Genomic DNA, 23950 nt, shown 5'->3' on the forward strand with positions numbered 1-23950 from the left:
GGGCACAAAAAAGCAAAGAAAACCCGTTCATTCAATGTCCGTTGATGCTATTTGTCCCCTCAGTGACACTTAGTCCACCGTAAGTTCCAAGGGTCGAATGGCAAAGATCGCCTATATCCTGCTGTGCCACAAAGACCCCGATGGCATCATCGCCCAGGCCGAGCGGCTCACCGCAGCCGGTGACTTCGTGTCGATCCATTTCGACGCCCGCGCCCCGCGCGAGGCCTTTGACCGCATCCGCACGGCGCTGGCCGCCAATGGCTCCGTCACCTTCGCCCGTCGCCGCATCAAATGCGGCTGGGGCGAGTGGAGCCTGGTCGAGGCCACGCTTCACGCCACGCAGGCGGCGGTCGCCGCCTTTCCCTATGCCACGCATTTCTACATGCTGTCCGGCGACTGCATGCCGATCAAATCGGCCGAATTCGTCCATGCCTTCCTCGACAGGGACGAGGTCGACTACATCGAAAGCTTCGATTTCTTCACCTCGGACTGGATCAAGACCGGCATCAAGGAAGAACGGCTGATCTATCGCCACTGGTTCAACGAACGCACCCACAAGCGGCTATTCTACGGCTCGATGCAGGTGCAGGAACGGCTGGGTCTGGCGCGTCAGGTTCCCGCCGACCTCCAGATGCAGATCGGCAGCCAGTGGTGGTGCCTGCGCCGCCGCACGGTCGAGTCGGTGCTCGACTTCTGTGCAAGGCGCAAGGATGTCATGCGCTTCTTCCGCACCACATGGATTCCGGACGAGACATTCTTCCAGACCCTCGTCCGCCACCTCGTGCCCGAGGCCGAGATCCGCTCGCGCACGCTGACATTCCTGATGTTCACCGACTACGGAATGCCGGTGACCTTCTACAACGACCATTACGACCTGCTCCTGTCGCAGGACTATCTCTTCGCGCGCAAGATCTCCTCCGACGCGCGCGAACTGCGGGCGCGTCTGGGCACGCTCTACGCCGCCAAGGGCGTGCAGTTTGCCATCTCGAACGAAGGGCGCAGCCTTTTCCGTTTCCTCACGGGACGGGGCCGCGTCGGACGCCGCTTCGCCCCGCGCTTCTGGGAACGCGAAGCCTCCCTCGGGCGCGAACGGACGCTGATGATGGTGACCTGCAAGAAATGGCACGTCGCCAAACGGCTGGTCGAACGCGTGCGCGACGTCACCAACCTTCCGGCGATGGACTATCTCTTCAACGAGGCATCGACACCCCTGCCCGATCTGGGCGGCATCCAGACCACGCTTGAAAAACGCACCCGTCACCGCCGCGCGCTTGTGCGGATGCTGTTTGACTACTGGCAGTCGGACCAGCTTCTCTTCTGCATCGATCCGGCCAACGTGGACCTGATGCAGGATTTCTACAACGACAAGGCCGTGGTGCGCCTGCTCGAAATCGAATGCGACTTCACCGACGACTACCTGATCGGCCATGCGCGGCGCGTGGGTCTTGCGGGTGACCGCACGCCCAAGGAAACCATCGACCGGCTTCTGCCCACGATCCGCTATGACGTAAGGTTCGAAAGCGACCGCATCAGGGACGCCAACTTTCCGCATTTCCACCGCATCAGGGAAAGCGCCAGCGTGGACGAAAACACCGTGCCACTTGCGGAATTCCTTGATATCCCCATGGAAAAGGCGCGCGAGATCGCGGCCACCGGACATCTTTTCGTGGATTGACAGACATGCCCCACAGCTATGACCCGACCAACATCTTCGCCCGTATCCTGCGCGGCGAGATCCCGAACAAAACCCTGATCGAGACCGATCACACCTTGGCCTTTCACGACATAAACCCGCAGGCCCCCCACCATGTTCTGGTGATTCCGAAGGGTGCCTATATCACTTTCGATCATTTCTGCGCCGAAGCGACCGAGGCAGAGATCGTCGATTTCTACCGGACCGCAGCCTCGGTCTGCGCCATGCTCGGGGTCAGTCTCGGCGATGGCGGGGCGGGCTATCGCGGCATCACCAATGCGGGCGGCGATGGCGGGCAGGAAGTGCCCCATTACCACCTGCATATCGTGGGCGGCGCGCCACTGGGCCGGATGCTCTCGCGCGGCTGAGGCCTCCATCCCCTCACGGACGCCCCTGACGGACGCCCATGACGGACCCGTCCGGGGCGGAACCCGCCGCCCCGACTGGTCAGACCAGCCCTTCCTTGCGGAACAGTGCCTTCAGGTCCGTCTCGGGCCGTGCGCCGAAATGGCTGATGACCTCGGCCGCCGCAACGCAGCCCATGCGCCCGCAGACCGCCAGCCCCTGCCCCGTCGCCAGCCCGTAAAGGAACCCCGCCGCGAACTGGTCGCCCGCGCCGGTCGCATCCACCGGCACCACGCGGTTCACCGGCACCGTCACCATCTCGTCCCCGCGGACCAGAATGACCTCGTCCCCGGACCGCGTGCAGACCACCACGCCCGCATCCGCCGCCGCCTGCTCCAGCGCGCTGGACAGGTCGGTCTGATAGAGCGAGGACCACTCGTGCTCGTTCCCGATGACGTAGTCGAGTTCCTTCACCAGCCGCCGGAAATCGTCGCGGTGGCGGTCCACGCAGAACGGGTCCGACAGCGCGATCCCCGCCTTGCCGCCCGCGTTGCGGCACAGCTTTGCCGCGCGTTCGAAGGCCTGCTTCCCCTTCGGCTTGTCGTAAAGATAGCCTTCAAGGAACAAGAGCACCGCCTCGCCCGCCACGGCATCGGACACATCCTCCGGCCCCAGCTCGGACGAGATCCCCAGATAGGTGTTCATCGACCGCTCGCCATCGGGCGAGACAAAGATCATCGACCGCGACGTGGGCAGCTCGCCCCCTGCCACCGGCGGGTTGGGAAAGGCCGTGCCGCTGTCGCCCATCGTCTTGGCATAGAACCGCCCCAGCGCATCGTCATGCACCCGCCCGATGAAGGCCGTCCGCAGGCCAAGGTTCCCCAGCCCCGCGATGGTATTGGCCACCGACCCGCCCGGCGCCTGCACGCGGTCCTTCATCGCAGCATAAAGCAGCTCGCCCCGCTCGCGCTCGACCAGCTGCATGATGCCCTTCTCGATCCCCATCATCTCGATGAAGCTGTCATCTCCTTGCGTGAACACATCGACGATGGCATTGCCGATGCCGACGACATCATAGGTCTTCATTCGGTCTTTTCCTCATACAGACAAAGATCGCGGATCGGGCAGATGCCGCATTTGGGTTTGCGCGCGACGCAGATATAGCGGCCGTGCAGGATCAGCCAGTGATGCGCGTGCAGTTGGAATTCGGCGGGAACATTGTCCTCGATCGCCCGCTCCACCGCCGTCTCGTCCTTTCCGGGCGCGATGCCGGTGCGGTTGCCGACGCGGAAGATATGCGTATCCACCGCCTGCGCGGGCTGGCGGAACCACATGTTCAAGACGACATTCGCCGTCTTGCGCCCCACCCCCGGCAGCGATTGCAGCGCCGCGCGCGACGACGGCACCTCGCCCCCGAACTCGTCGATCAGGATGCGGCACAGCTTGATGACGTTCTTCGCCTTGTTGCGGTAAAGGCCGATCGTCTTGATGCGCTCGGTCAACCCCTCCTCGCCCAAGGCCAGCATCTTGTCGGGCGTATCCGCCACGGCGAACAGCCCCCGCGTCGCCTTGTTCACCCCCGCATCCGTCGCCTGCGCCGACAGCGCCACCGCGACCAGCAGGGTAAAGGCGTTCACATGCTCCAACTCCCCCTTCGGCTCCGCCTCCAGCGCGTGGAAGCGGGTGAAGATCTCCTTCATCTGGGCATAGGGAAGCTGCTTGACCATGCGAAGCCCATAAGCGAGGCGATCCCGCCAAACAAGGCGGATCAAGCAGAAAACGGGTCGCCTGTGGCCGTCCGCGCCCATAGATTGGCCGGCAAGGAGGCCCCCATGACCGACCAATCCCCCGCCTACCATTTCGCCGTCATCGCCCGCGCGCTGCGCTTGATCGACGAGGCGGGCCCCACCTTGACGCTCGATGACCTTGCCGCGCGGATGGACATGTCGCCCGCGCATTTCCAGCGCACCTTTTCCGCCTGGGTCGGCATCTCGCCCAAACGCTACCAGCAGTACCTGACGCTGGACCACGCCCGCCGGATGCTGGCCGAACGCTTCACCACGCTGGAAACCGCGCTTGCCACCGGCCTGTCGGGCACGGGCCGCCTGCACGACCTGTTCCTCACATGGGAGGCGATGACCCCGGGCGATTTCGCCAAGGGCGGCGAGGGGCTGACCATCCGCCACGGCTGGTTCGACAGCCCCTTCGGCCCCGCCATCGTCATGGGCACCGACCGCGGCATCTGCGGCATGGGCTTCGCGGCCGAGATGGGGGCCGATGCCGCCTTCGACGACCTGATCCGCCGCTGGCCCAAGGCCCGCTTCACCGAAGACCCCGCCGACCTGCGGACTTGGGCCGATGCCGCCTTCGGCACCTCAGGCACCGCACCCCTGCACCTGATCGGCGCGCCCTTCCAGATCAAGGTCTGGGAGGCGCTGATGCGGATCCCCACCGGTCACGTCACCACCTATTCGGAAATCGCGGGCACCATCGGCAATCCCCGCGCCGTCCGCGCCGTGGGCACCGCCGTAGGCCGCAACCCGATCAGCTTCCTCATCCCCTGCCACCGCGCACTGCGCCGCGACGGCAGCCTTGGCGGCTATCACTGGGGCCTGCCAGTGAAACGCGCGATCCTCGCATGGGAATCCGCGCGCACCGGAATGTGATGCGCGGATTGTTGCCGCAAGGGGGGCGGTCCTATCCAGCCCGCCGCCGCCTTGGTATAATAGGGACCAGAGCCCGCAACAGGGCCTTCCACCATCGAGGCGGCAGCAAATGACCTTCAAGACACCCCTGATCCTTTCCACCCTCGGCATCCTTGCCCTGACGGCCTGCGTCCCGGCGGATCCCTACGGTGCCGCCCCCGCAGGGCAGCCGATGGGCCCCCGCACCCAGTCCGGCGCGCTGATCGGCGCCATGGCGGGCGGCCTGATCGGGTCGCAATCCGATGACGACCGCCTTCTGAAAACCGCCGTCGGCGCGGGCATCGGTGCCATCGTCGGCGGGGCCATCGGCGCGACGCTCGACCAGCAGGCGGCGGAACTGCGCGGCATCAACGGCCAGTTCAACGTCACCAACATGGGCGACTACCTCGTCGTCAACATGCCGCAGGACGTGCTGTTCACCGTCGACAGCGCCGCGCTGCGCCCCGACCTGACGCGCGACATCAAGGCCGTGGCGCAGAACCTGCTGCGCTATCCCAACAGCCAGATCCAGATCGTGGGCCATACCGACAACACCGGTTCCGCCAGCTACAATCAGGACCTATCGCAGCGCCGCGCCGTGTCGGTCGCCAACGTCCTGCGCGAAAGCGGCGTCCCGAACGGCCGCATCGCCGCCTTCGGCCGGGGCGAGGATCAGCCCGTCGCCTCGAACCTCACCCCCGAAGGCCGCGCCCAGAACCGCCGCGTGGAAATCATCATCCGCCCGACGGCCTGACATTCCGCACCACCGCATCCAAAGGCCGGGCACCCTGCCCGGCCTTTTCCATTGTGCAAACCCGCATCTGGTCATAACTTCCGACCAATTGTTGCGAGGTTGCCATGCCCTTCGAGAAAGCCCAGACCGAAAAGCTTTCCCACTCCATCGTCCGCCAGATCGAACTGCTGATCCTGCGCGGCATCCTGCGGCCCGGCGAACGCCTGCCTTCAGAACGCGAACTTTCCGAAAAGATGGACGTCTCGCGCCCCTCCCTGCGCGAGGCAATCGCGGACCTGCAGGAACGCGGCCTCGTCAGCGCGCGCCCCAATGCGGGCATCTACGTGGCCGAGGTGCTGGGCTCCGCCTTCTCGCCCGCCCTCGTCGACCTCTTCTCCCGCCATGAAGAGGCGGTGCGCGACTACCTCTCCTTCCGGCGCGACATGGAGGGGCTCGCCGCCGAACGCGCGGCGCGTCTCGCCTCGGACACCGACCTAGCCGTGATCGACGAGATCTTCCGCAAGATGGAAGCCGCCCATTCCAAACGCGACCCGTCCGACGAATCCCAACTCGACGCGCAATTCCACATGGCCATCATCGAGGCGGGGCATAACGTCATCATGCTGCACATGATGCGCTCGATGTTCGACCTGCTGCGTCAGGGCGTGTTCTACAACCGCCAGATCCTGTTCAAGGTCCGCACCACGCGCGAGGCGCTTCTGGACCAGCACCGCGCCATCAACACCGCGATCCAGTCCCGCGACCCCGCCGCCGCCCGCGCCGCGATCGAGGCGCATCTGGGCTTTGTCGAAGTGGCCTTCGAGGAACAGGCCCGCGCCGCCCGAAACGAAGCCGTGGCCCGCCAGAGGCTGGAACACGAAAAGACGCGCTAGGCCGCAAAATGAAAAAACCCGGCCAGAGGCCGGGTTTCTTCGATCCGCTTTCGGTTCGGTCAGTGCAGCTTTGCTTCGACCTGCGCGATGGCCGCATCGATCGAAGCCGACGCACCCTCCTTGGTCATCTGCTTGGCCAGCACATCGCCCGCCGCCGCGACCGCGACCGAAATCGCCGTCTCGCGCACTTCGCGGATGGCCGAGGCTTCGGCCGAAGCGATCTGCTCCTCCGCCGCCGCCAGACGCCGCGCGATCGAGGCTTTCAGATCCGCCTTGGCCTGCGCCGCCGCGTTCATCGCCTCTTCCTTGGCCGAAGCGACGATGCGCTCGGACTGCTCCTGCACGTCCTTCTGCTTCTTCTCATAGGACGCCAGCACCGCCTTGGCCTCGTCCCGCAGCGCGCGGGCCTCTTCCAACTCGGCCTTGATCTGCGCCGCACGGCCATCCAGCAGGGCGCCGATCTTGGCCGGAACCTTGAAGTAAAGCAGCACGCCCACAAAGACGAGGAAGGCAATCGTCACGACAAAGTCGGTATTCCGCAGCGAAAAGAACGGACCGCTCGCCGCAAAGGCGGGGGAACCGATCAGTGCCAGAACCGGCAAAAGCTTTTTCATCGGATCACCCTTTCAGTCGCGCGGTCACGGCAGCGGTCACCGATTTCGCATCGGCCTTGCCACCCAGCGCCGCCACCAGTTCCTTGGCGGTATCCTTCGCCACCTCGGTCACGGCATCCAGAGCACCCGCACGGATTTCCCCGATGCGCTTCTCGGATTCCGAAGCCTTGGCCGCGATTTCGGCATCAGCACGGGCCGTCGCCGCATCCAGATCCTTCTGGATTTCCGCCTTCGCCTCGGCCACGATCTTCGCGGCTTCGGTGCGGGCGCGCGCCAGTGCGTCCTGATAGGCCTTTTCCGCCTCCACGGCCTTGGCCTTCAGCTCTTCAGCCGCGGTCAGGTCGTTGGTGATGGTGCCCTTGCGTTCCGCCAGCACGCCGCCAATCCGCGGCAGGGCGATGCGCGACAGCACGAAATAGATCACGACAAGCGCGACCACCAGCCAGAAGATCTGGTTCGGCATCCAGTCCGCACAGAGCTGCGGCATGCCGATGGCGCTGCCAGTCTCGCTGACGCAGGCACCGAGGTCGGCTGCGCCATGTGCGGCGTCGGCTGTAGATTCAGTTGCCATCTTGTCCTCCGTCGGACCCTTTGAACTTCGAAGGGGCGCCGGACAACCGGCGCACCCCCCTTACGTAAGGATTCGAAGTCGGATCAGACGGCGAACATCAGCAGAAGCGCGACGAGGAACGCAAAGATCCCCAGAGCTTCCGCGAAGGCCAGACCGATGAACAGCGTCGCGGTCTGCGAACCGGCCGCCGACGGGTTGCGCAGGGCGCCCGCCAGGAAGTTGCCGGCCACATGGCCCACGCCGATGGCGGCAGCGCCCGAACCGATGGCGGCGAGGCCGGCACCGATGAACTGACCCATGCTTGCGATATCGCCTTCCATGATTTTCTCCTTACGATGGAATGCTTGAGTTGGTAGTTGACCGCGCGTCAGTGGCCCGGATGCAGCGCATCCTTCAGATAGACGCAGGTCAGGATGGTAAAGACGTAGGCCTGGATGAAGGCGACCAGCACCTCCAGCCCGTAGATCGCGACGATGGCCGCGATCGACACCGGCGAGATCGCGGCGATGGCTGCGAAGCCCGCGAAAACCTTGATCACGGCGTGACCGGCCATGATGTTGCCCGCAAGACGGATCGAATGGCTGACGGGGCGGACGAAGTACGAAATCACCTCGATCACCGCGATGATCGGGCGCAGGATCAGCGGCGCATCCGACATCCAGAACAGACCGAGGAAATGCGCGCCATGCTTGTAAAAACCCAGCAGCGTGACCGCGAAGAACACGCCAAAGCCCAGAACCGCCGTCACCGCGATATGCGAGGTGGGGGTAAAGGACATCGGCAGCAGGCCGAGATAGTTGGTGAAGATGATGAAGACGAAGAGCGTGAAGATCTTCGGGAAGTACTTCACCCCGTCATGGCCGCAGATATCCTCGACCATCTTGTAGATGAAGCCATAGGCCAGCTCGGCCACCGACTGGATGCGCGACGGGATCACCGCACGGCCGCGCGTGCCCAGCACGAACAGCCCGATCACGCAGAGCACCGCCAGACCCATCCACAGCGTCACATTGGTGGGCGTGTACCATTCGATCGGGCCGTGTCCGAACAGCGGCTTCACGATGAACTGGTCCATCGGGTGGAACACCAGACCGCCTTCGCTGTGCGCTTCTTCCGCCACGTCAGTCTTCCTCTCGCTCGGTGGACGCCGCCACCTTCCGTTCCTGCACTTCTTTCGCCGACCGCAGCATGGTTTTGATCCCCGCCGCAAAGCCCGCCAATATGAACAGCACCAGAAACAGCGGCATGGTCCCCAAAAGCGAGTCCAGCCCGTATCCGATGCCGAAGCCGATCCCCAGACCGGCCACAAGCTCGATCACCATCCGCCACGCGAGTTGCGCCTGCGAATACTGATCCTCCTGATGGCGTTTCCGCGGCCCTTCGACCGCGCCCTTCGCCTTGGCCAGCTTCTCCTCCAGCGCCGCAAGACGCGCGCGATCGGGTTCTTCAGCCATGACGGGGTGCCCCCAGAACAGTCGGGCGGAACGTACGGAGCGCACCCCCCCGAGTCAAGCGACGAAATGGCACGTCCAGCGACGGCCAACCCCTTGATTTTCCAACATGTTCAAATGCAGCATCCCGCATCGTTTTCCCCTTCGCACCGCATCCGGCGCCATTTGCCATATTCAACCGAACGGTTGACGATCCATCCCGATCCCGCCAAACACGCCATATGTCCACGCCCGCCCCCCATCCGCTCGACACGGTCTTCGCCGCGCTGGCCGATCCCACGCGGCGCGCGATCCTGACCATGCTGCTCGAGGATGACATGGCCGTCACCGATGTGGCCGAACCCTTCGCCATGTCGCTGGCCGCAATCTCCAAACACCTCGCCGTGCTGGCCGAGGCGGGCCTGATCACGCAGGAAAAGCGCGGGCGCGTGAAATGGTGCAAACTGGAACCCGACGCGCTGCGCGCCGCCTCGGTCTGGATGCAGGGCTTCGGACAATTCGATCCCGTCGACCTCGACGCCTTCGAACGCTTCCTCGAAACCGAACTGGGCGACGGGGGCGTTTCCTGACGCAGGAAACGCGCCGGAATTTGACGCAAATTCCGGCCCCGATTTTTGCGTCAAAAATCGTCGCGAAATCTGCGTCAGATTTCGCCCTGTCCCGCGAACCACCCCTTGTAGCTCTCGCGCAAGACGTTCTTCTGCACCTTGCCCATGGTGTTGCGCGGCAAAGCCTCCACCACCACCGCCGCCTTTGGCTGCTTGAACCGCGCCAACCGATCCGCAATCGCCGCCAGCACCGCCCCCGCCTCCAGCGCCGTGCCCCTCTCGGGCACCAGCACGGCAAAGACCGCCTCGCCGAAATCCGGATGCGGCACGCCGATCACCGCGCTTTCCGCCACCCCCGGCACCTCGTCCAGCAGCAGCTCCACCTCCTTGGGATAGACGTTGTAGCCCCCCGTGATCACCAGATCCTTCGCGCGGCCCACGATATGCACATAGCCGTCCGCATCCCGCTTCCCCAGATCGCCGGTGATGAACCACCCGTCCGGCCGCAACTCCTCGCGCGTCTTTTCGGGCATCTGCCAATAGCCGACAAAGACATTCGGCCCCCGCACCTCGATCATGCCGACCTCGTCCACCGCCGCCTCGCGCCCCTCGACCAGGATCCGCAGCTCCACCCCCGGCAGCGGATGGCCCACCGTCCCCGCCCGCCGCTCGCCCTCATAGGGGTTCGAGGTGTTCATGTTCGTCTCGGTCATGCCATAGCGTTCAAGGATGCGATGCCCCGTCCGCGCCTCCCACGCCTCGTGCGTCTCGGCCAGCAGCGGCGCCGATCCCGACACGAACAGCCGCATATGCCCAACCAGCGCGCGGTCCAGCCCCGCCTCGTCCAGCAGCCGCGTATAGAAGGTCGGCACCCCCATCATCACGCTCGCCCGCGGCAGCGCCGCCAGCACCGCGCCCGCCTCGAACCCCGGCAGCCAGATCATCCGCGCCCCCGCCAGCAGCGCCACGTTCGACGCCACGAACAGCCCGTGCGTATGGAAGATCGGCAGCGCATGCAGCAGCACATCCCCCGCCGTGAACCGCCATTCCCGCACCAGCACCTCGGCATTGGACAGAAGGTTGCGATGGCTCAGCATCGCGCCCTTCGACCGCCCCGTCGTGCCCGAGGTGTAAAGGAACGCCGCCAGATCGTCGGGCCCGCAGGCCGCCACCCGCGCCAGAGGCTCCGCCCCGTCGGCCAGATCCGACAGGCTCCCCCGCCCCGCCGCATCCAGCGTCAGAAGCCGCGCCCCGTTCCGCTCGGCCACAGGGGCCAGCGCCGCTGCCGTCCCGCTGTCACAGACAAAGATGCGCGGCGTGGCATTGCCAAGGAAATACTCCACCTCCGCCGCCGTATAAGCCGTGTTCAGCGGCAGGAACACCGCGCCCAGCGCCACCGCCGCGCCATAGATCGCCAGCGCCTCGGGCGTCTTGGCCACCTGCACCGCGATCCGGTCGCCCTTGCCAAGGCCCAGCGCCGCCAGCGCCCCCGCCTGCCGCAGCACCAGCCGCAAAAAGGCATCCCCCGTCACCTCGCGCCCGTCGCGCAGGATCAGGAGCGGAGTCTCGCGCCCCGCCAGCGGGGCGAACAGCGCATCGTAAAGCATGTTGGTCATGGGGCCATCCTCGGTCTGCCCGACAGTCTTGCCGCACAGTCTTGCCGCACCGTCTTGCCACGCCCCGCCCTGCCGAGGAAAGACCCCGCGCGCGCCCAACTCCTGCCCGTTTTCCCCGCAACCTTAACGGCAGTTAACTCGCCCATCCGGGGAAGGAAGTCGCACCATGCAATTCGGCCTCGCCATTCTGGCCCGCATCGGCCTGCTCGCGCACAAATCCGCGCAGGTGGACCCGCAATTCGACCTGCGCCTGCAACGCCTCGGCGCGCGCGAACAGCTGCGCGCGGCGCAGACCGGCCCGATCAAGGGCGCGGCACGGACGGCGGTCAGAAATCCACCCGAACCCCGGGCAGTCTGAGCTCGGTCATCAGGTCGCGCACTTCCTGCCGCGCCGCGATATTGGACAAGTTCAGCTGGTCCACCCCCGTGTCGCGCAGGTCAAGCAGCGTCAGCCCCCGCGGGAACAGCTCGCGGAAGATCACCCGTTCCGAAAATCCCGGCGCCACGCGGAACCCGATCCGCTTGGACAGTTCCTCCAGCGCGGCACCCACCTTTTTCTTGTTGTGCATCTGCTGCGCGCCCAGACGGTTACGCAGCACGATCCAGTCGATGGGCTTCAGCCCCGCCTGCGCCCGCAACTGCCGCGCGTTCCACACCATCTCGGAATAGATCGACGGCCCCTTCACCTTGCCCGTCTCGGGGTCCACCCGCGCCAGCAGGTCGAAATCCACGAAACTGTCGTTCAGCGGCGTGACCAGCGTATCGGCCAGCGAATGCGCCACCTGGCTCAGCCGCGTATGCGACCCCGGGCAGTCGATCACGATGAAATCCGCCTCGCGCTCCATCTCGGCAATCGCCGCCGCCAGCCGCGCGTCAAAGGCATTCTCGCCGGGCTGCAACGCCTCGGGCGCGATCTCGGGCAGGTCGCGGTATTCGGGGCTGGGCAGGGACAGCCCCGCGCGGGCCAGATAGGCGCGGCGGTTCTCGACATAGCGGCCAAAGCTCTTCTGCCGCAGGTCAAGGTCCAGCGCCCCCACGCGGAATCCCAGCCGCGCCAGCGCCGTGCCGACATGCATGCAGGTGGTCGATTTCCCTGACCCGCCCTTCTCGTTCCCCACGACGATGATATGCGCCATCCGACATCCCCCAAGGCAACCGACACATCCCGCGCGGCAGAACGCGGGTCGCGAGACTGCGAAAGACCCGACTTGGCGGATTTCCGCAAGCCCCTTCGGCCCTCCCCGCAAACGGAAAGCGCCGCCCCGTGGGGGCGGCGCATCCGTTTGCCGTCGCAGTCGCGGGCGATCAGAAGCCCAGACCGGCGTACTTGTTCTTGAACTTCGACACGCGGCCGCCGGTGTCCATCAGCTTGGCCGACTGGCCGGTCCATGCCGGATGCGCCAGCGGGTCGATGTCCAGCGCCATCTGCTCGCCTTCCTTGCCCCAGGTGGTGCGGGTCTGGAAGGTGGTGCCGTCGGTCATCTTGACCGTGATCATGTGATAGTCGGGGTGGATGCCCTTTTTCATCGGTCCGGCTCCTTACTCGGCTTTTTCTTTGTAGTTCGACACTTCGGCGATACGGGCCGACTTGCCGCGACGCGAACGCAGGTAATACAGCTTCGCACGGCGCACGCGGCCACGACGCACGACCTCGATCGAGTCGATGTTCGTGGAATACAGCGGGAACACACGCTCCACGCCTTCGCCGAAGGAAATCTTGCGGACGGTGAACGAGGCCGAGATGGTCATCCCGCCCTTGCGGCCGATGCAGACGCCTTCATACATCTGCACGCGCGAGCGCGAGCCTTCGGTCACCTTGTAGCCGACACGGATGGTGTCGCCGGCCTTGAAATCCGGAATGGTCTTGTTCAGGGCGGCGATCTGTTCCGCCTCGATCTGCGCGATCAGGTTCATGCGCAATCCTTTCTGTCGCTCACGGTTTGCCCGTGAAGGTGATGCCGCCCCAGAGCTCTCGGTCCTTGATCGGGTCCGCCTTACGGCGCCCGCCAGAGATGCAGGCCTGCTTTTCATGCCGCCTCCCCTGCCCTGTCGCCTGCGAAGGAATGCAGAAGGCAAAGGGAATCGCGCCCGGATGGCGAAACCGCCCCGGACGGGCGCGTATAGGGGCGAAAGGGGCAGATGGTCAAGCGGGAAAGGGCGGGGTTCCCCCGTTCGCCTCGGGCCGACCTGTAGGATGGGCAATACGGCCCATTCTACCGCCGCCGCTTCTCCCACAGATCAGGCCGCCGTTCCTGCGTCAGACGCTCCCGCTCGGCCCGCCGCCACTTCTCGATCTCGCCGTGATGGCCCGACATCAGGACGGGCGGGATCTCCCGCCCCTCCCAGACCGCGGGGCGCGTGTATTGCGGATGCTCCAGAAGCCCGTCCGAGAAACTCTCCTCCTCGGTGCTCGCCGCATTGCCCAGAACGTCGGGCAACAGCCGCACGGTGGCGTCGATCATCGCCTGCGCCGCGATCTCGCCCCCTGTCAGGACGAAGTCGCCCAGCGACACCTCCTGCACCTCCCAGTGGTCCAGCACCCGCTGGTCCACCCCCTCGAACCGGCCGCACAGGATCGTCACCCCCTCGGCCGCGGCCCAGTCCCGCGCCATGGCCTGATCGAACCGCCGCCCGCGCGGCGACAGATAGACCACCGGCCACCGCCCCCGATCCGCAGGCGCGCCCACCGCCGCCTGCCGCAGCGCGCGGTGCACGATGTCGGCGCGCAGCACCATCCCCGCGCCCCCGCCCGCCGGGGTATCATCGACATTCCGATGCTTGCCCTCGCCAAAGACGCGCAGATCCAGCGTCTCCAGCCGCCACAACCCCTGATCCAGCGCCTTGCCCGTCAGCGACAGGCCCAGCACGCCCGGAAACGCCTCGGGAAACAGCGTGACGATCTTCGCCGCCCATGCCCCCTTGACCACGCGCGGCTCTTCCATCAGGTCGCGCGGTTGCAGGCTGACCTGCACCTTCAGCCGCCCATGCGATTTGGGCGCCCCGGTCATTCCAGCCCCTCGGGCAGATCGGCCACGACCTTGCCCGCCGCCAGATCGACCGTCGGCACATTGGCCAGCGTGAAGGGCAGCAGCAGCGCCGATTTCCGCCCCGGCGCAAAGATTTCAAGGATATCCCCCGCGCCATGGTTGTAGATCGCGCGGATCGTGCCCACCACCGCGCCGCCCGTGTCCTGCACGGTCAGCCCGATCAGGTCGGCATGGTAGAATTCGTCATCCGGCAGCGACGGCAGACGGTCGCGGTCGGCATAAAGCTGCACGCCCTTCAGCGCGTCAGCCTGTTCCTTGGTGGCCACCCCCGACAGGCGCACCCCGACCCCGCCCGACACGTTCGAACGCGTCAGCCGCACATCGAAGGACCGCGACCCGTCCTCGGTCCACAGCGGGCCATAATCGGCAATCGCAAGCGGGTCAGAGCAGAAACTCTTCAGGCGCACCTCGCCCTGCACGCCGAAGGAACCGGCGATGGCACCGACGCAGACGCGGTCCGTCATGGGTCTCTCCCCCAAGGTTGCGGCAGGGCCACGCCGACGCGGCCCTGCCGGATGGTCTGTACGGGGCCACGCCCGAGGCATGGCCCTGCCAGAGGATCTTATTCCTCGGCGGGGGCCGCGTTGCGGGCGGCCTTCTTGGCGGCGCGCTCGGCCATCTGCTTGCCCGGGACGGCGGATTTCGGGTTGTTGCGGACCTTCTTCTCCACCACGCCCGCCGCTTCCAGCATGCGCGCGATCCGGTCGGTCGGCTGCGCGCCCTGACCCAGCCAATGCTTGATCCGGTCAATATCCATCTTCACGCGGTTCTCGTCATCCTTGGCCAGCAGCGGGTTGTAGGTGCCCAGCTTCTCCAGAAAGCGGCCATCGCGCGGCATGCGCGAGTCGGCGGCGACGATGGAGTAGTAGGGGCGCTTCTTCGAACCACCACGGGCCAGACGGATTTTCGTTGCCATGTCGTATCTCCTTTGAATGGCGTTGTTTGCAGGGGCGCACAGGCCCCTACTGGGATTGCAGTTTCTCGTGATGCCTGATGACTTCGCTGATGATGAAGTTCAGGAATTTCTTCGCCAGATCGGGGTCCAGATCGGCCTCCTTGGCCAACTGGTCCAGCCGCGCCATCTGCCGCGCCTCGCGGTCGGGGTCGCTGGGCGGCAGGTCATGCGCCGCCTTCAACTGCCCCACGGCCTGCGTATGCTTGAACCGTTCGGCCAGCGTATAGACGAGGATCGCATCCAGCCGGTCGATGGACTGGCGATGCTCCTTCAGGATCTCGGCGGCACGCTGGGCGGCGTCGGTCATGGCAGCCTCACTTCTTCTTCATAAGGCCGGACAGCCCCGCAGGCAGTTGCATCCCCCGCGGCATCCCCGGGAAACCCCCGCCCTGCCCCAGACCCTGCCGCATCCCCTTCGCCGCTTCTTCCAGCTGCTCGGGCGTCATCTTGCTGGGGTCGGGCATCCCGCCCTTGCCCAGCATCTGGCGCATGGCCTGCTTCATCATGCCGCCCTTGCCCATCTTCTTCATCATCTCGGCCATCTGCTTGTGCTGCTTCAGCAGACGGTTCAGATCGGCCACGTCCAGCCCCGCCCCCGCCGCGATCCGCTTCTTCCGGCTCGCCTGCAACAGGTCGGGATTGGCCCGCTCCTTCTTGGTCATCGACTGGATCAGCGCGATCTGCCGCTTCAGCATCTTGTCGTCCAGACCCGCCTCGGCCGCCGCAGCCTGCATCTTGCCCATGCCGGGAAGCATCCCCATCAGGCCCTGCATCCCGCCCATCTTGATCATCTGCTCAAGCTGCATCTTCAGGTCGTTCATGTTGAACAGACCCTTGGCAAATCGCTTGGCCATCCGCTCGGCCTGCTCGGCCTCGAAGGTCTCCTGCGCCTTCTCGACCAGGGCCACGATATCGCCCATCCCAAGGATGCGGCCCGCCACGCGCTCGGCCTCGAAGGTCTCCAGCGCGTCCATCTTCTCGCCCAGACCGACGAAGCGGATGGGCTTTCCGGTGATCGCCCGCATCGACAGCGCCGCACCGCCGCGCCCGTCGCCATCCATCCGCGTCAGCACGACGCCCGAAATCCCGACCTTGCCGTCGAACTCGGTCGCCACGTTCACCGCGTCTTGACCGGTCAGGCCGTCGACGACCAGCAGCACCTCGCGCGGCTGGGCGATGTCGCGCACCGCCTGCACCTCGTCCATCAGGACTTCGTCGATATGCAGACGCCCCGCGGTATCAAGGAACAGGACGTCATAGCCGCCAAGGCTCGCCTGCGTCTTGGCGCGCTTGGCAATCTGCACCGCCGTCTCGCCCTTGACGATGGGCAGGCTGTCCACCCCGATCTGCGCGCCCAGAATCGCCAACTGCTCCATCGCCGCCGGACGGTTGGTGTCGAGCGACGCCAGCAGGACCTTCTTCCCGTTCCGCTCCTTCAACCGCTTGGCCAGCTTTGCCGTGGTCGTGGTCTTGCCCGACCCCTGCAAACCCACCATCAGCACCGCCGCGGGTGGATTGTCGATCTTCAGCGCATCCGCAGGCCCCTCGCCCTGCAGCACGCGGATCAGCTCGTCATGCACGATCTTGACGACCATCTGGCCCGGCGTGATCGACTTCGTCACCGCCGCGCCCGTCGCCTTGTCCTGCACCCGCTTGATGAAATCGCGCGCCACGGGCAGCGAGACATCCGCCTCCAAGAGCGCCACCCGCACCTCGCGCAGCGCCGCCACCACGTCGGCTTCCGTCAGTGCGCCCGCCTTGGTCAGACGGTCGAACACGCCACCAAGGCGTTCTGACAGGCTCTCGAACATGGCAACCCTCCGGGTTCGTTGCGTCTGTGCCGGATATGGGCATCCGGCGGCGGATGTGAACCGGCGCAAAGCAGGACGGCACCCGTGGGCGCAACGCGCTGACGGATGGCGATCCCCGCAAATGCGACGGGACCGGAAGCATTGGCCTCCGGGGAATTCCAGCGGGCGATACGCCCAAGCGGGGCCAGAGTCAACGCAAACGTCAACGAAGGCGTCAACGCCCGCGTCACCGGATAGGCCCCGCAAACCCCCTTGCATTCCGCCGCGCACCATAGCCACATGACGCAGATGACGGTTCACTGGCGCACAGTCGCGCGGAACGGACAGACCGATGGCCATCGACACCTGGGACGAAATCCGCACCGCCTATCAGGTCGCCCGCCTCGGCACCGTCTCGGGCGCCGCCGAAATCCTTGGCGTCCACCACGCCACCGTCATCCGCCACATCGACGCGCTGGAAAAGCGCCTCGGCACCCGCCTCTTCCAGCGCCACGCCCGCGGCTATACCCCGACCGAGGCCGGGGCCGACCTCCTCGCCGTGGCCCAGACCACGGACGAGCAATTCGCCCAGCTTGCCAGCCGCATCAAGGGCTTCGGCGAAACCGTGGCCGGAGAGCTGGTCGTCACCTCCATCTCGGGCATGGGCGCGCTGCTCGTCCCCGTCCTGACCCGCTTCCAGACGCAATATCCCGACGTGCTCCTGCGCTTCCTGACCGACATGCGCGTCTTCCGTCTGGACTATGGCGAAGCCCACGTCGCCATCCGCGCCGGTGCCGCGCCGGAAGAACCCGACAACGTGGTCCAGCCGCTCGCCCGCATCCGCACCGGCCTCTACGCCGCACGCAGCTATGCCGAAGCCCACGGCATCCCGACGTCCGAGGCGGATTTCCCCGCCCACCGCTTCGTCGGCCCCGACAATGCCGACAACCGCGCCCCCTTCAACCGCTGGCTGCGCGACAACGTCCCTCTCGACCGCATCACCTTCCGCGCCACCGAGATGGCCGCGATGGACACTGCCGTGCGGCAGGGTCTGGGCATCGGCTTCCTCTCCGCCTTCCGCGCCGAAGCCGACCCCGACCTCGTCGAGGTGATGCCCCCCCGCCCCGAATGGGACGCGCCGCTCTGGATCGTCACCCATGTCGACCTGCACCGCACCCGCAAGGTGCAGGCCTTCCTGTCGGTGCTGAAAGAGGCCGCCCGCGGCTGGTCCCTGTGACGCTCACCGCCCCGCAGCGCGGCCATGCCGCCATGCTCGCCTTCTCGGCGCTGGTGGCAGGCTCCTTCAGCCTCGGCGCCATGGCCGCCCCCCTGATCGACCCGCTCGCCCTCACCGTCCTGCGTTTCCTGCTCGCAGGCGCGCTGGTCGGCACCGCCGCCTTCGCCACCACGGGCATCCGGCGCAGCGCCCTTGCCGCCCCGTGGCGCTACCTGATCCTCGGCGCGCTCCTTGCCACCTATTTCGTCCTGATGTTCGAAGGTCTGAAGACCGCCGAACCCGTCTCGGCGGCGGCGGTTTTCACCCTGACCCCGCTCATGGCCGCAGGCTTCGGCTGGCTCACCCTGCGCCAGCGCCTGACCGCCCGCATGGGCATAGCCCTTGCCATCGGGGCGGCGGGCGCGCTCTGGGTCATCTTCCGCGCCGATCTCGGCAAACTCCTTGCCCTGCACATCGGCTATGGCGAGGTAGTCTATTTCGCAGGCTGCGTCGCCCACGCCCTCTACGCGCCCCTCGTGCGCAAACTGAACCGCGGCGAACCCGCCGTCGTCTTCACCTTCGGGATGATGGTGGCAGGCTGGCTCCTGCTCGCCCTCCTCGGCGCGCCCGCCACGCTTGCCACCGACTGGCCCGCCCTGCCCGCCATCGTCTGGATCACGCTGGTCTACACGGCCGTCTTCGCCTCTGCCGCGACCTTCGTCCTCCTGCAATACGCCACGCTCCGCCTGCCCGCGGCCAAGGTCATGGCCTATACTTACCTCGTCCCCTCATGGGTCATCCTGTGGGAAATCGCGCTGGGCAAGGGCACGCCCCCCGCGCTGGTCCTCGTGGGCGTCGCCCTCTCCGTCACCGCCCTCGCGCTCCTGCTCAAGGACGAAGACTAGCCGCGCCGTATCAGGTGCGGGGGTTGCCCCCCGCTTCCGCCGGTTCAGCGCAGCTCTTCGGGCAGCAGCGCCTCGGGGATGTTCTGATAGCTCACGGGCCGCAGCCAGCGGCGGATCGCCATGGTCCCCACGCTGGTGGCACCGAAATTGGTCGATGCAGGGTAAGGCCCGCCATGCACCATGGCCTCGCAAACCTCCACCCCGGTGGGAAAGCCGTTGGCCAGCACGCGGCCCGCTTTGCGCTCCAGCACCGGCATCAGCCGCCGCGCCAGGTCGGTATCGCCCGCATCCATCTGGAGCGTGCAGGTCAACTGCCCTTCCAGCGACCGCGCCACGGCCTCCATCTGCGCGAAATCCGCCACCCGCACGATCAGGCCCAGCGGACCGAAGACCTCCTCGCCCAGCGCGTGATTGGCCAGCCAGTCATCGCCCGACACCTCGAACAGATAGGGCGTCGCATTGCGCCGGTCGCACATCGTGACCAGCACCTCGCGCACCCCCGCCGTGCCCGCGATCCGCTCGCGCCCCGCGCGATAGGCCGCCGCGATCCCGTCGGTCAGCATCACCTGCGGCCCGACCGCGCCCACCGCCTCTTTCGCCGCCGCGACGAAAGCATCCGCATCCGCCCCCCCGATCGCCACCACGATCCCCGGATTGGTGCAGAACTGCCCCGCCCCCATAGTCAGCGATCCGGCCCAGCCCTTGGCAATCGCCTCGCCCCGCGCCGCCAGCGCGGCGGGCATCAGGAAGACAGGGTTCACCGACCCCAATTCGCCATAGAACGGGATCGGCACCTCCCGCCGCGCGCACAGGTCGAACAGCGCCCGCCCCCCCGCAAGCGACCCCGTGAACCCCACCGCCGTGATCAGCGGATGCGTCACCAGCGCCGCGCCCAGATCGTTGCCCACCCCCTGTATCAGGCTGAATACGCCCGGATGCACGCCACAGGCCGCAATCGCCGCCGCCACCGCCTGCGCCACGATCTCGCCCGTTGCCGGATGGGCCGGATGCCCCTTCACCACCACCGGACACCCCGCCGCAAGGGCCGAGGCCGTATCCCCCCCCGCCGTGGAAAAGGCCAAGGGGAAGTTCGACGCCCCGAACACCGCCACCGGCCCCACCGGCCGCTGCATCATCCGGATATCGGGCCGCGGCAGCGGCTGGCGGTCCGGCAGCGCCACATCATGGCGCAGGTCCAGAAACCCCGTCTCGCGGATATGTTTCGCAAACAGCCGGATCTGCCCCGTCGTCCGCCCCCGCTCCCCCTCCAGCCGCGCCGCGGGCAGCCCCGTCTCGGCATGGCCCGCCGCCGTCAACTCGGCCCCGCGCGCCTCGATCTCTTCCGCGATCCGCTCCAGAAACGCCGCCCGATCCGCACGCGACAGCGCGGAATAGGACCAGAACGCCTCTTCCGCCGCCCGCACGGCACGGTCCACCTCGGCCGCGCCCGCATTGGCGAACTGCGCGGGCTCCCCGCTCGCGGGCTGCGAGGCAAAGGTTTCCGCCCCCCCGACCCATTCCCCAGCAATCAGGTGCTTTCCGTGCAGCATCTCCGGCCTCCGTTCGACATGCCCCGCTGACATGCCAGTTTCGCGCGCCGCAGTCGAGGGGATCAGCCCGCCGGCAAGGGAAAGCGCACCCGCATCATCGCCCCCGCGCCCGAGATGCGCTCGATGCTGCCGCCGATCTGTCCCACCAGCGCATCCACGATCGCCATCCCCGACCTCCGCTGCGGCGCATCGGGCAGGCCCACCCCGTCATCCGACACTTCCAGCACGCCCTCGCCATCCATGCGGTGCAGCCGCACATGGATCACCCCGGCCTCGCGCCCCGCAAAGGCATGCTTGACCGCATTGGTCAGCAACTCCGCCGCGATGACGGCCAGCGGCGTCAACTGGTCCGGCCCCAGCACGATCCCCGGCTCGGCGCGGCAATCGACCGAAATCCCCCGCTCCTGCGGCACGATGGCCGGGCTCTCGGCCAGTTCCCGCAGCGTATGGGCGAAATCCACATGCACCCCGTCGGCGGCGCGATACATCAGGTCATGCACGCGGCTGATCGCCCCGATCCGCGCCTTCAACTGGTTGCCGTCGATCCCCGACTTGCCCCGCATCTGCATGTTGATCAGCGACACCACCAGCGCGAGGTTGTTCTTCACCCTGTGGTTCGTCTCGCGCATCAGATGCGTGCGCTCCTCGGCCATCCGCTCGGCCGCCTCCACCCGCCGCCGCCCCGCCTCCAGTTCCAGCACCTCGCCCAACCGCCGCTGCGCCCGCAACACCGCCAGCAGCAAAAGCCCCGACAGCGCCCCCAGCATCACCCAGACCGGCGCCGCCCGCCGCAGCCAATCCACCAGAACGATCCGCGTCGGCGTTCCGAAATTGGCGTAAAGCGGCAGATTCTCCAGCTTGTGATAGGCATAGACCCGTTCGATCCCGTCGCTCGCCGCCACGGTCGAAAAACTGCCCCGTTCGGCCTTCCGCATTTCCTGCCGGATCCGGGCATCCTCGGGCAGCATCATCGGCGGGGCATCGAAATTCCGGATCAGCAGCATCCCGTCCTCGCGCATGAGAGACGCCGCATCCCCGTCCCGTATCACGATCCCCCGCAGGAATTCCTGCGCCACCGAACTGTCCACGCTGGACACCAGCAGCATCCGCCGCCCGTCCCGCTCCAGCGCGGTGGCCAGAACCATCGCATCGATCCCGTCAGGCTGCAGGATCAGCCGGTCGATGAACGTCTCCGCGCCCCCCGCCACCGCGTCGACATAGCTGCGCCCCGTCAGGCGCATGTCGACCGGCCACTTCCGGCTCGACGCAATCACCTCGCCATCTGCCGCCACCAGCAGCATGCCATGCATCATGGGCATTCCGGCATCCAGATCACGCAGAAAGCGGTGCACCCCCTCACCCCGGATCTCCTCGCCCGTCAGCCCCTCCAGCCGTGCCTTCGCCGCATCCTGCAACAGACGCTGCGTCTCGATCATCCGTTCGGCATATTGCGCGACCAGTTCCGCACTCGCCACCGCATGGCTGCGCGTGTCCTTCATCTCGGCCCGCCAGGCCATCAGACCCCAGACGATGGCAGCAAACATCGGCAGCGCCACGCTTCCAAGGCGCAGGGCAACAAAGGTCGCACGCCCGTCACGAACGAGCTTTGACACGATCTGGCGTTCCCATCCTGATTGCCGATGCTTGTATAAACACCCGTTAAGATGGTGCTGCATCGGCAGCATCGGGTCAATGCGGGAATGCGTCCCCCGCAAGCCAGACAGCCGTAACCCGCGCACGCTGCAGTGCAGCACAGGCAGCGCGGTGCGGTTGCGGCAACGAGTAAAATGAAGGGGAAGTGGCGGACCCGGAGCGATTCGAACGCCCGACCCTCAGATTCGTAGTCTGATGCTCTATCCAGCTGAGCTACGGGTCCGTCTTGAGGGCAGCGTTTAGCCGTGGTCGCGGGGGGGCGCAAGGGGAAAAACGCGCCCTTACTCTCCCTCGCCCGCGCCAAGGCTTTTCGGCAGACGGATCATGAACTCCGTCCCGTCCGCGTCGCTGCGTGCCAGTTCCAGCCGCCCGCCATGCCCGCGCACCAGCTCTGCCGCGATGGCCAGACCCAGCCCCGTGCCCCCCTTGCGCGCCCCGCCCTGAAAGGCCTCGAACAGATGCTCGCGCGCCTTGGGCGGCAGGCCCGGCCCCGTGTCGCCCACACGTATCCACCAGTCCCGCTCGTCCTCGCCGCCGGAAATCTCGATGGTCCCGCCCTGCCCCGTCGCCTCGATCGCCTGCCGCGCGTTTCGCACCAGATTGGCCAGCACGCGGTGCAACTGCTCGCCATCCGCGCGGATCACCAGCCCCGCCGGTACATCCACCAGACAGACCACCGCCCCCTCGGTCCCCGCCAACCCCTCACCCTCGACCACCTCTTCCGCCAGCACCCGCAGCGGCAGCCGCTTCAACTGCGGCGGCGGCTCCTCGGCCTTGCCGAAGGCCAGCGTGGATTCGCACAAGGACACCGCGCGCGAGATGCTCCCCACCAGCTTCGGCGCCGCCCGCGCCACGGCGGGGTCCGCACTCGCCTCCAGCCGGTCCGCGAACAACTGTGCCGTGGTCAGGATGTTGCGCAGATCATGGCTGATCTTGGCCACCGCCGCGCCCAGTTGCGCCAGCCGCTCCTTCTGGCGCAGCGCATTGGTCAACTGCGTCTGCATCGACGCCATCGCCTCCTCGGCCACGCGCAACTCCTCGACCTCGGCCGACGGCGCGATCACCCGCCGCGCATCCTCGGGCGCCTCGGCATAGGCCGTCATGTGCCGCACCACGCGCCGGATCGGCCCCACCAGCAGGCGCTGCACCGCCAGAAACAGCAAGAACGCCGTGACGACCGAAATCAGCGCCGACAGGAACAGGATCCGCAACCCGTACTCCACCATCGCCACGCGCAGCGGCCCCGTCTCCATCGTGATCTCGATCAGAAGCCCCGCATCCTGCACCGGATTGCCGATCACGCGGATGATCCGCTCCTCGGGCCGCCACAGCACCGCCGCCGCATCGCGGATCAGCTCCCACGGCCCCGCCATCCGCAGGTCATAGGTCGCCTCGATCGGCGCCGGAATGGGCGAGGACAGCACCAGTTGCCGCACCTCGTCCCGCCGCAGCACGACGTTGAACACCTCGGCATTCTTCAGCAGTTCGGATTCCAGCTCCGCCCCCACTGTCGCATCCTCCGCCGCCAGCAGCGCGAGCGAGGCGATCTGCGCCTTCTCCAGCCGCAGCGCCAGAAAATCCACGCGGAACCGCGCAATCGACGGCACGAAGATCAGGATCTCGGCCAGCATGACAAAGGCCACGGTCAGCAGCAGGAACCGCCCCGACAGGGTATTCAGGAACCGC

The 23950-nt window shown here is 66.6% G+C and carries 28 protein-coding genes and 1 tRNA gene; 9 read left to right on the top strand and 20 right to left on the bottom strand.

Annotated features, from left to right (window positions below; all coding sequences use genetic code 11):
- Positions 1-97 precede the first annotated feature (97 nt).
- Both GU927_RS04430 and GU927_RS04435 read left to right on the top strand, forming a co-directional pair.
- Positions 98-1675, top strand: a complete 1578-nt coding sequence (locus GU927_RS04430; protein WP_161761165.1) for a DUF5928 domain-containing protein — start codon at positions 98-100, stop codon at positions 1673-1675.
- 5 nt (positions 1676-1680) lie between these two features.
- A complete protein-coding gene (locus tag GU927_RS04435) occupies positions 1681-2061 on the top strand; it encodes an HIT domain-containing protein (protein WP_161761166.1) in 381 nt (126 codons plus the stop codon).
- Positions 2062-2140: 79 nt separating this feature from the next.
- Here the strand turns inward: GU927_RS04435 and GU927_RS04440 are convergent, their stop codons facing one another.
- Both GU927_RS04440 and nth read right to left on the bottom strand, forming a co-directional pair.
- Complete coding sequence (locus GU927_RS04440) at positions 2141-3124, bottom strand: adenosine kinase (protein ID WP_161761167.1); 984 nt, start codon at positions 3122-3124, stop codon at positions 2141-2143.
- Positions 3121-3765, bottom strand: coding sequence for an endonuclease III (nth, locus tag GU927_RS04445; protein ID WP_161761168.1), 645 nt, complete (start codon positions 3763-3765; stop codon positions 3121-3123). Before nth ends, GU927_RS04440 begins: the two co-directional genes overlap by 4 nt.
- 105 nt (positions 3766-3870) lie before the next feature.
- On the opposite strand from nth, the gene GU927_RS04450 reads away from it, so the two are divergent.
- The 3 genes from GU927_RS04450 to GU927_RS04460 all read left to right on the top strand — a co-directional run bounded on the left by GU927_RS04450 (position 3871) and on the right by GU927_RS04460 (position 6348).
- The gene (locus tag GU927_RS04450; protein ID WP_161761169.1) at positions 3871-4704 is read left to right on the top strand and encodes a methylated-DNA--[protein]-cysteine S-methyltransferase; all 834 of its coding nucleotides are present in this window, start codon (positions 3871-3873) and stop codon (positions 4702-4704) included.
- A 109-nt stretch (positions 4705-4813) separates the two neighbouring features.
- Complete coding sequence (locus GU927_RS04455) at positions 4814-5476, top strand: OmpA family protein (RefSeq protein WP_161761170.1); 663 nt, start codon at positions 4814-4816, stop codon at positions 5474-5476.
- A 104-nt stretch (positions 5477-5580) separates the two neighbouring features.
- The gene (locus GU927_RS04460; RefSeq protein ID WP_161761171.1) at positions 5581-6348 is read left to right on the top strand and encodes an FCD domain-containing protein; all 768 of its coding nucleotides are present in this window, start codon (positions 5581-5583) and stop codon (positions 6346-6348) included.
- Positions 6349-6407: 59 nt separating this feature from the next.
- Here GU927_RS04460 and GU927_RS04465 read toward each other — a convergent pair whose 3' ends face one another.
- From GU927_RS04465 to GU927_RS04485, 5 genes are all read right to left on the bottom strand, one after another.
- Positions 6408-6962: a F0F1 ATP synthase subunit B gene (locus tag GU927_RS04465; RefSeq protein WP_161761172.1), complete on the bottom strand. Its 555-nt coding sequence runs from the start codon at positions 6960-6962 to the stop codon at positions 6408-6410.
- Between the two features lie 4 nt (positions 6963-6966).
- On the bottom strand, positions 6967-7533 hold the full coding sequence (locus GU927_RS04470; protein ID WP_161761173.1) for a F0F1 ATP synthase subunit B': 567 nt from the start codon (positions 7531-7533) through the stop codon (positions 6967-6969).
- An 83-nt stretch (positions 7534-7616) separates the two neighbouring features.
- On the bottom strand, positions 7617-7853 hold the full coding sequence (locus tag GU927_RS04475) for a F0F1 ATP synthase subunit C (protein ID WP_161761174.1): 237 nt from the start codon (positions 7851-7853) through the stop codon (positions 7617-7619).
- A 47-nt stretch (positions 7854-7900) separates the two neighbouring features.
- Complete coding sequence (locus tag GU927_RS04480; protein WP_232489124.1) at positions 7901-8653, bottom strand: F0F1 ATP synthase subunit A; 753 nt, start codon at positions 8651-8653, stop codon at positions 7901-7903.
- Position 8654: 1 nt separating this feature from the next.
- Positions 8655-8987 carry an AtpZ/AtpI family protein gene (locus GU927_RS04485; RefSeq protein ID WP_161761175.1) on the bottom strand — a complete coding sequence of 111 codons (333 nt, stop codon included), beginning with the start codon at positions 8985-8987 and terminating at the stop codon, positions 8655-8657.
- Between the two features lie 218 nt (positions 8988-9205).
- Between GU927_RS04485 and GU927_RS04490 the strand changes: the two genes are divergently transcribed.
- Positions 9206-9553, top strand: coding sequence for an ArsR/SmtB family transcription factor (locus GU927_RS04490; RefSeq protein WP_161761176.1), 348 nt, complete (start codon positions 9206-9208; stop codon positions 9551-9553).
- Between the two features lie 74 nt (positions 9554-9627).
- Here the strand turns inward: GU927_RS04490 and GU927_RS04495 are convergent, their stop codons facing one another.
- Positions 9628-11148, bottom strand: coding sequence for a malonate--CoA ligase (locus GU927_RS04495; protein ID WP_161761177.1), 1521 nt, complete (start codon positions 11146-11148; stop codon positions 9628-9630).
- Positions 11149-11314: 166 nt separating this feature from the next.
- Between GU927_RS04495 and GU927_RS04500 the strand changes: the two genes are divergently transcribed.
- A complete protein-coding gene (locus GU927_RS04500) occupies positions 11315-11506 on the top strand; it encodes a hypothetical protein (protein WP_161761178.1) in 192 nt (63 codons plus the stop codon).
- Here the strand turns inward: GU927_RS04500 and GU927_RS04505 are convergent.
- The 8 genes from GU927_RS04505 to ffh all read right to left on the bottom strand — a co-directional run bounded on the left by GU927_RS04505 (position 11475) and on the right by ffh (position 16961).
- The gene (locus GU927_RS04505; RefSeq protein ID WP_161761179.1) at positions 11475-12284 is read right to left on the bottom strand and encodes a division plane positioning ATPase MipZ; all 810 of its coding nucleotides are present in this window, start codon (positions 12282-12284) and stop codon (positions 11475-11477) included. The genes GU927_RS04500 and GU927_RS04505 overlap by 32 nt on opposite strands.
- A 169-nt stretch (positions 12285-12453) precedes the next feature.
- Complete coding sequence (rpmE, locus tag GU927_RS04510) at positions 12454-12675, bottom strand: 50S ribosomal protein L31 (RefSeq protein WP_161761180.1); 222 nt, start codon at positions 12673-12675, stop codon at positions 12454-12456.
- A gap of 12 nt (positions 12676-12687) precedes the next feature.
- Positions 12688-13062 (bottom strand): 50S ribosomal protein L19, encoded by a 375-nt coding sequence (gene rplS, locus GU927_RS04515; protein WP_161761181.1) that lies wholly within the window; start codon positions 13060-13062, stop codon positions 12688-12690.
- A gap of 299 nt (positions 13063-13361) precedes the next feature.
- Positions 13362-14156 (bottom strand): tRNA (guanosine(37)-N1)-methyltransferase TrmD, encoded by a 795-nt coding sequence (trmD, locus tag GU927_RS04520; protein ID WP_161761182.1) that lies wholly within the window; start codon positions 14154-14156, stop codon positions 13362-13364.
- Complete coding sequence (gene rimM, locus GU927_RS04525; protein WP_161761183.1) at positions 14153-14659, bottom strand: ribosome maturation factor RimM; 507 nt, start codon at positions 14657-14659, stop codon at positions 14153-14155. The genes trmD and rimM overlap by 4 nt, the downstream gene beginning before the upstream one ends.
- Positions 14660-14757: 98 nt before the next feature.
- On the bottom strand, positions 14758-15111 hold the full coding sequence (rpsP, locus tag GU927_RS04530) for a 30S ribosomal protein S16 (RefSeq protein WP_161761184.1): 354 nt from the start codon (positions 15109-15111) through the stop codon (positions 14758-14760).
- Between the two features lie 46 nt (positions 15112-15157).
- Positions 15158-15457, bottom strand: coding sequence for a chorismate mutase (locus GU927_RS04535; protein ID WP_161761185.1), 300 nt, complete (start codon positions 15455-15457; stop codon positions 15158-15160).
- Positions 15458-15464: 7 nt separating this feature from the next.
- Complete coding sequence (gene ffh, locus GU927_RS04540) at positions 15465-16961, bottom strand: signal recognition particle protein (RefSeq protein WP_161761186.1); 1497 nt, start codon at positions 16959-16961, stop codon at positions 15465-15467.
- Positions 16962-17292: 331 nt separating this feature from the next.
- Here ffh and GU927_RS04545 point away from each other — a divergent pair, with 331 nt between their 5' ends.
- Both GU927_RS04545 and GU927_RS04550 read left to right on the top strand, forming a co-directional pair.
- A complete protein-coding gene (locus GU927_RS04545) occupies positions 17293-18177 on the top strand; it encodes a LysR family transcriptional regulator (protein ID WP_161761187.1) in 885 nt (294 codons plus the stop codon).
- A gap of 32 nt (positions 18178-18209) precedes the next feature.
- Positions 18210-19061, top strand: coding sequence for a DMT family transporter (locus GU927_RS04550; protein ID WP_232489136.1), 852 nt, complete (start codon positions 18210-18212; stop codon positions 19059-19061).
- Between the two features lie 44 nt (positions 19062-19105).
- Here GU927_RS04550 and GU927_RS04555 read toward each other — a convergent pair whose 3' ends face one another.
- From GU927_RS04555 to GU927_RS04570, 4 genes are all read right to left on the bottom strand, one after another.
- A complete protein-coding gene (locus tag GU927_RS04555) occupies positions 19106-20611 on the bottom strand; it encodes an aldehyde dehydrogenase (NADP(+)) (RefSeq protein WP_161761189.1) in 1506 nt (501 codons plus the stop codon).
- A gap of 62 nt (positions 20612-20673) precedes the next feature.
- Positions 20674-22224, bottom strand: coding sequence for a sensor histidine kinase (locus tag GU927_RS20590; RefSeq protein WP_161761190.1), 1551 nt, complete (start codon positions 22222-22224; stop codon positions 20674-20676).
- 186 nt (positions 22225-22410) lie between these two features.
- A tRNA-Arg gene (locus GU927_RS04565) sits at positions 22411-22487 on the bottom strand.
- Between the two features lie 58 nt (positions 22488-22545).
- A complete protein-coding gene (locus GU927_RS04570) occupies positions 22546-23895 on the bottom strand; it encodes a sensor histidine kinase (RefSeq protein WP_161761445.1) in 1350 nt (449 codons plus the stop codon).
- Positions 23896-23950: the final 55 nt, after the last annotated feature.

It is taken from the genome of Paragemmobacter amnigenus, from assembly GCF_009908265.2.
Classification (GTDB): domain Bacteria; phylum Pseudomonadota; class Alphaproteobacteria; order Rhodobacterales; family Rhodobacteraceae; genus Paragemmobacter; species Paragemmobacter amnigenus.

Coding starts and splice junctions, on each gene's coding strand:
- ffh (WP_161761186.1), bottom strand. CDS start 16,961: ATGTTCGAGAGCCTGTCAGAACGCCTTGGTGGCGTGTTCGACCGTCTG.
- GU927_RS04535 (WP_161761185.1), bottom strand. CDS start 15,457: ATGACCGACGCCGCCCAGCGTGCCGCCGAGATCCTGAAGGAGCATCGC.
- GU927_RS04435 (WP_161761166.1), top strand. CDS start 1,681: ATGCCCCACAGCTATGACCCGACCAACATCTTCGCCCGTATCCTGCGC.
- rpsP (WP_161761184.1), bottom strand. CDS start 15,111: ATGGCAACGAAAATCCGTCTGGCCCGTGGTGGTTCGAAGAAGCGCCCC.
- GU927_RS04440 (WP_161761167.1), bottom strand. CDS start 3,124: ATGAAGACCTATGATGTCGTCGGCATCGGCAATGCCATCGTCGATGTG.
- GU927_RS04475 (WP_161761174.1), bottom strand. CDS start 7,853: ATGGAAGGCGATATCGCAAGCATGGGTCAGTTCATCGGTGCCGGCCTC.
- trmD (WP_161761182.1), bottom strand. CDS start 14,156: ATGACCGGGGCGCCCAAATCGCATGGGCGGCTGAAGGTGCAGGTCAGC.
- GU927_RS04485 (WP_161761175.1), bottom strand. CDS start 8,987: ATGGCTGAAGAACCCGATCGCGCGCGTCTTGCGGCGCTGGAGGAGAAG.
- GU927_RS04570 (WP_161761445.1), bottom strand. CDS start 23,895: ATGCTGGCCGAGATCCTGATCTTCGTGCCGTCGATTGCGCGGTTCCGC.
- GU927_RS04460 (WP_161761171.1), top strand. CDS start 5,581: ATGCCCTTCGAGAAAGCCCAGACCGAAAAGCTTTCCCACTCCATCGTC.
- rplS (WP_161761181.1), bottom strand. CDS start 13,062: ATGAACCTGATCGCGCAGATCGAGGCGGAACAGATCGCCGCCCTGAAC.
- GU927_RS04430 (WP_161761165.1), top strand. CDS start 98: ATGGCAAAGATCGCCTATATCCTGCTGTGCCACAAAGACCCCGATGGC.
- nth (WP_161761168.1), bottom strand. CDS start 3,765: ATGGTCAAGCAGCTTCCCTATGCCCAGATGAAGGAGATCTTCACCCGC.
- rimM (WP_161761183.1), bottom strand. CDS start 14,659: ATGACGGACCGCGTCTGCGTCGGTGCCATCGCCGGTTCCTTCGGCGTG.
- GU927_RS04500 (WP_161761178.1), top strand. CDS start 11,315: ATGCAATTCGGCCTCGCCATTCTGGCCCGCATCGGCCTGCTCGCGCAC.
- GU927_RS04505 (WP_161761179.1), bottom strand. CDS start 12,284: ATGGCGCATATCATCGTCGTGGGGAACGAGAAGGGCGGGTCAGGGAAA.
- GU927_RS04455 (WP_161761170.1), top strand. CDS start 4,814: ATGACCTTCAAGACACCCCTGATCCTTTCCACCCTCGGCATCCTTGCC.
- GU927_RS04545 (WP_161761187.1), top strand. CDS start 17,293: ATGGCCATCGACACCTGGGACGAAATCCGCACCGCCTATCAGGTCGCC.
- GU927_RS04550 (WP_232489136.1), top strand. CDS start 18,210: ATGCTCGCCTTCTCGGCGCTGGTGGCAGGCTCCTTCAGCCTCGGCGCC.
- GU927_RS04450 (WP_161761169.1), top strand. CDS start 3,871: ATGACCGACCAATCCCCCGCCTACCATTTCGCCGTCATCGCCCGCGCG.
- GU927_RS04495 (WP_161761177.1), bottom strand. CDS start 11,148: ATGACCAACATGCTTTACGATGCGCTGTTCGCCCCGCTGGCGGGGCGC.
- GU927_RS04555 (WP_161761189.1), bottom strand. CDS start 20,611: ATGCTGCACGGAAAGCACCTGATTGCTGGGGAATGGGTCGGGGGGGCG.
- GU927_RS04465 (WP_161761172.1), bottom strand. CDS start 6,962: ATGAAAAAGCTTTTGCCGGTTCTGGCACTGATCGGTTCCCCCGCCTTT.
- rpmE (WP_161761180.1), bottom strand. CDS start 12,675: ATGAAAAAGGGCATCCACCCCGACTATCACATGATCACGGTCAAGATG.
- GU927_RS04470 (WP_161761173.1), bottom strand. CDS start 7,533: ATGGCAACTGAATCTACAGCCGACGCCGCACATGGCGCAGCCGACCTC.
- GU927_RS04490 (WP_161761176.1), top strand. CDS start 9,206: ATGTCCACGCCCGCCCCCCATCCGCTCGACACGGTCTTCGCCGCGCTG.